This window comes from Bacteroidota bacterium (assembly GCA_039111535.1).
GTDB lineage: Bacteria > Bacteroidota > Rhodothermia > Rhodothermales > JAHQVL01 > JBCCIM01.
Genome location: JBCCIM010000302.1, coordinates 1 through 5,018 on the forward strand (window position 1 = coordinate 1; position 5,018 = coordinate 5,018).

The window sequence follows — 5,018 nt, forward strand, 5'->3', positions numbered from 1 at the left end:
AGGCGATCGATGATATATTCTACCCAAGAGCGTCCGCCAACCCATATTAAGTACGACCCCAATGAAGACCCCAGCAATGGAGAGACCGAGAAATCTACCGAGCGGTTATTTCGCCGGCCATACACAGGGACGTAATAGTCTGTTGACCCTACCGCAAACGGCTCAGCCAATGCAAGGATGGATGCCAACTGGCCCTGGTCATCGAAGGACGTAAAATCGCCGGCGGCAAGTTCATCTGGCGCTGTTCCGTTTTCATTGCCTATCGTCCAGCCTGTCTCCGTGGCCCTGAACGATTCGTTGGAAGCCCATGCGAGCCTGTTGTGCTCTACGCCAAAGCCTAGCTCGGCTTGCAGGTTGAGCCTCGAACCGACATTCCAGACGCCCTCTATGCCCAACTCATACTCAGCTCCTTCGCCATCGGCAAACCCAGCTTCCACAGCCGGACCTACCTGCCAGGCACGGCGTGAATCTGAAAGCGTCGACAGTTCTATGTCGAGGGAGTAGGGATTGGCCCGGGGGTACAGGCCGCGCGTGTCGAATTGGTTATATCCGCCAAACGGGTCTCTGTTGATTATTTGAATGTCGAATTCCCGAAATCCTTTTGTCAACCAACTGCTGAAAAAGAAGAAGCCGGACCCTGTGTATAGCGATCTGTCGTACGACCAGTCATTCCAGTTGAACATCCGGAGCGAGCCCCGTTCAAAGGGGCCAAAAGACTTGCCACCGTTTACCACGTTGTTGATATATGCGCTAAAGCGCAGTTGGTCGTTGCGGCGCAGGAGGCCCATGTCCCGCGGGTTGAAGGCGTCGCTCATTATTTCTGTCCCGAAGCCCCAGGTCCATATGCCGCGTGTCTTATCAAATCCAAGGGCTGTTGCAATACCTGTATCTTGTGTTGCCGATTTATCGCCGGGCGTAAACCGGTTTGAGAAGCTGAAATGGCCGTCGAGTCGGTATCGATTGCTGTTGAATCGGAGATCCCAGTCGACGCCGCCTGTATAGCTGCGGAGTGGGGTATCGTCCAATACGGATTTGTCGAAAGCTGTGAGAATGGCGCCTACGCTGGAATAGTCGCCTATTTGTTGAATAACACGCCCAACGCTATAGAGGCGGGTAGGGTCGAAGTTGGTGCCTGTCAGTGCCCCGAGAAAGCCAAAGGAAAACCCGCTGTCGGTCCGGCCTGAGAGTTTTGTTGCGCCTATAACGGGCGCCTGTGCGCCAATGCGGCGGGTATAGAGGAGCCCGTCGCGAAAGCCGAAGCGGTAGTCGAATATTTGGAAACCCTCGACAAAAAACGGCCTGCGTTCCTGCAAAATGGTCTCGAAAACCGTAAGGTTGAGAACGGCGGGGTCAGCCTCCACCTGGCCAAAATCCGGGTTGATGGTTGCGTCCAGCGTAATGTTGGATGTAATACCGAATTTGAGGTCTACACCAACGTCGAGGTCCCTGCTGTTTACGGATTGGCCGGGGTCTCCTTCCTCGAACCGCATTCCGGAAACAGTGTAGGGAATAAACTGGATATTACGTCGTGGCTTAATGTTTTTCAGGCCGGTTAGGGTGCCGTAATTCGCCACAGAACCGCCCGCATAGTCTTCGCGGCGAATAAGGGACCATTCACTGGTTTCACTGTTGCGCGGAATGACGCGCCGAAAGTTGATGCCCCATGTTTGTTCAGTCAGTTCCGGGAAGCGCAGCATGGAGTAGGGGATCCGCATTTCAACGCTCCAGCCGTCTTCGTGTACGCGTACCGCAGAGGCCCAAACAGCATCCCAGGATGTATCAAAAACGAGGGGGCCAAATCGAAAACTGCTGGCATCTGTGTTGACCCCATCGACCTGTATGCCGGCAGCATTTACGCCGAAGTTATAGGAGGTTTTGCGATCGTAATAAGAATCGATCGCAACAAGAAACCAGTCAGCCTGGTTGAGGTCATCACGCCGGCCGAGGGTGCGCAGTATTTTCTCCGGGGCCTCGTCATACATGTACGCCCCGATGTAGACAGCGTTGTTTGAGTAAAGTATGCGGACTTCCGTTTGTTGCGAAGCCGGCGCTCCTTCCTGTGGCTCGTATTGTTGGAATTCACTTGCCAGGGCGGCCGTGTTCCAACTGTCTTCGTCGAGCATCCCGTCAATGGCTATCGCTTCCGTTGTACGCTGTGCAATCAGGGACGGTCGCGTTTCGGGCGGGTCGTCTTCGGTGGCAAGTGCGGTTGTTGGTGCGGTTGTTGGTGCAGTTGCAAATGCAGCGGAAGGGGCAACAAGGGTGAGCACCAGGCAGAGCGAAAACAAGCGCTTCATTACGGCGGCGGGATATAGGGTGATTCAGCGTACAGGAGAATGCTTCTAAGTATCGCCTGTGAATGCGCCGGCTAAAAAATTAGGGTCCTAATACAGAATGACAATCTGCAACGCACAATTGTTGCTCGCAGATAGTTAAGTGTACGTAATGAGATGTTAAGAATGTAAAGGGTTTTTCCCGTCTAGTGCACGCAACGATCAATTTGTTATTGAATGGGCTGTGCAAGGGAGATGTGGAGTACGGGGAAATAGGTGTGGATATATTTGAACTGTGTGGCTATCAAATAGACAATCGCAGTCATTTCGAAAATCTCTTCGAGTGAAGTCAGGACCATAAAACGCGCCGTGGCGCCACCCTGAGTAGTATACTCCAGGGCTTCAAGCATCTCAAACCCAAGGGCACTACCAACATACACGGTTGCAGCCAGTGCAAAAGCAAAGCGGAAGCGGCCCGGTAATCCAAGCCAGAATCGTAAGTAGAAAATGGCAACGCAGAGGCTGAGGCTACCATAGATAAAAACCCAGGGCCATGCAACCAGGCCCGTCAAGTTAAAAGAAGACCAGATTAGATCTGTGTCGAGCTTTTCATGGATTTGGGTTGCTTCATCGAGAGAGAGGAAGGTAAAGATCAACGCGAGTCCGCCCCAGTATCCCCAGGAAATCTCTTTTTTAAGCCGAGTTGCTGTGCAGATCGTAAAAAAGAGTACGGCAGCAAGCAGCAGTAAGAATGCAGAGAAAAAAGCAGGGAAATTGCCTTCGCCTTCCAGCGAAAATTTCTCGACAAGAACTTCGGAAAATGGGTTTATGTCGTAGCTGAGTAAGCCCAGGCTTATAACATGCAAGAGCACGAGCAGGCAAGTTAGGCCAGAAAGTAGCCTGACAAACCTCCCGGACGAGAAGTTTAGGTACGTGTGGGTCATCACGTGTGGGTCATCAATGAAACGCTACAAAGCTAGGGAAGTGCAGTACACAGCATTACATTGCTTGGGCACAATAGCCAGAAACTGCAGGCGATAAAGCAAGGTAGTTTCTGGATTTTCTTAACGCTATGGTAACATGACTTTTGTGGTCTGCTCTTTTAGCACCTGATTATGTAATCGACCAGTCCATTCGCCTGACCACCTTTAAGCAAATGATGCAGGTTTTAGTGCCGAAAGCCAATGGCATCCAATGCAGCGCCTGATTTGCTTCATGTGGCATAAATCAGATGCCGTCTGCTGTCACAATTTCCTGTCTCAATCCATCGAGAGTTCGCTGTGGGCGTTCACGAAGAGCACGTCTTTGTTGGTGGAATGGCTTTTAAAGGTTTCGCCTTTGCGCTCCGCGAGGCCTTTGAGGTCAAAGCCGACAACGAGGAGGTCAGCGTCTGCTGAAAGTCGGGAAACGCGCTCGCGATAGGCTTCTACGTCGTCAATGGGGAGGAAGCGGATGTTTTTCTCTGATACTGGAATCCGGCCATCCGACATGAATTGCTGGAATTCGCGCCGGCGCTCTGCCAACTGATTCATCGGCATGGCCGCGAAGACCTTGATTTCAGCGTCGGCCCAGTCGGGGTGCCCCAACAGGATGTAACTGAAGAGAATCATCAGGTAGGCATTTTCCCTGTCATTCCAGGTAAGCCAGATATGGATGCTTTTGCGCTCTCCAAAATAGAAATCACTGTGCCGCAACACGAGCCGGGTCATTTTGGAATTGGAAGAAAACAGGCAACTCTCCGCTACTTCTTCCAGAATGGCATCTTCGTCGTGGATCGAGAATTCGAACAGGATTGAATTGTTGTTAAGGCCGGAAACGCCGGGTATCTGCAAGCTCTGGGCGAGGGCCGAGGTCATAGACGGGCTCACAACCGTATCCATATAAACCGGACTTTTTTGCTGGCGGGCTTGCCGGATCAAGCGCTCTTTAATCTGCTCGCTTTGCGCAAATGTTTTAGTGTTGAGCGGGCCTTTGATAAAGTGCAGATAGGTCCCAAATCCATAGCGATGACAAATCCACCGCATAAATTGCAGCGGAGACCGCCTGTCGAAAGTACGGTCGTTGATCATGATGACGCTTGGCCGCCATTCCGACGCAGAGATCCGACGCCGGCGCTCCTGCAGGCGAACGCTCATGTACCGGTTGGCCTGCGTCATAACGCCTTCAAACATTGCAGCAAGCCCGGTTTTGCCTTTTGATTTTCTTGCTACCAGGATGTAAAGACCCGACATAAACAGAATTGCCACAATCGCATAGAGCGGGTCCATGAGAAACATCATCAACGTACAGATGATGGCACCAAAGAGGCTCACGTACCACCGCGAGCGGAAGCTTGGGCGATAATCTGGGCGCGCAGCAAAGTGTTCGAGGAAACTAATTGCGCAGAGTGAACCATAGGTCACCATGAAAAACATGGAGATCAGGCGGGCGACAAAGTCGACGTTGCCGGCCATCACGATGATCAGCGCAAGTCCGCCTGTTAAAATGGTTGCATTCCGGGGTTCATTAACCGCACCTACACCCGTTTCCAACCATTTGTTGATACCTGGTAACGGCAAGCTGTTATCTGCACCGAGGGCCTGAATTGTCCGGGGTGCGACCAGTACAGAGCCCAGTGCCGAACTGATGGTTGCTGCTGCAAGGCCTATCAAAATCATCGGCCCCCAGATAGCAATTTTCTCCATGATCAACTGGTCTTCTGCCAGCATATCAATGGGCGCAGATGCCGCGAGTTTGAAAACGATG

3 protein-coding genes are annotated in these 5,018 nt (G+C 52.1%); all 3 read right to left on the reverse strand.

What is annotated here, in order from left to right; translation table 11 throughout:
- Positions 1–2,297, reverse strand: a 2,297-nt coding sequence (locus AAF564_25910; protein ID MEM8489008.1) for a DUF5916 domain-containing protein, incomplete at its 3' end; no start/stop codon positions are given.
- A 206-nt stretch (positions 2,298–2,503) separates the two neighbouring features.
- Positions 2,504–3,217: a hypothetical protein gene (locus AAF564_25915; GenBank protein MEM8489009.1), complete on the reverse strand. Its 714-nt coding sequence runs from the start codon at positions 3,215–3,217 to the stop codon at positions 2,504–2,506.
- Between the two features lie 315 nt (positions 3,218–3,532).
- On the reverse strand, positions 3,533–5,018 hold a 1,486-nt coding region (locus AAF564_25920), incomplete at its 5' end, for an amino acid permease (protein MEM8489010.1).